At 67.3% G+C, this 251-nt stretch carries 1 protein-coding gene; it reads left to right on the top strand.

All coding sequences use genetic code 11. From position 1 onward, the window contains the following. Positions 1–251 (top strand): cobaltochelatase subunit CobN (locus SB816_RS33605; RefSeq protein WP_410548454.1); only part of this gene is annotated, 251 nt, incomplete at both ends.

Below are 251 nucleotides of genomic sequence, written 5' to 3' on the forward strand. Positions count from 1 at the left end.
GGTCATCCATCTCGGCAAGCACGGCAACCTCGAATGGCTGCCGGGCAAGAGCGTCGCGCTGTCCGACGCATGCTGGCCCGACCTGACGCTCGGGCCGCTGCCGCATCTGTATCCGTTCATCGTCAACGATCCGGGCGAGGGCAGCCAGGCGAAGCGCCGCGCGCAGGCCGTGATCGTCGATCACCTGATGCCGCCGCTCACGCGCGCCGAAAACTACGGGCCGTTGCAGGATCTCGAACGTCAGGTCGACG

Origin of the sequence: Achromobacter sp. SIMBA_011 (genome assembly GCF_046535435.1) — a bacterium.
GTDB classification, from domain to species: Bacteria; Pseudomonadota; Gammaproteobacteria; order Burkholderiales; family Burkholderiaceae_B; genus Achromobacter; species Achromobacter dolens.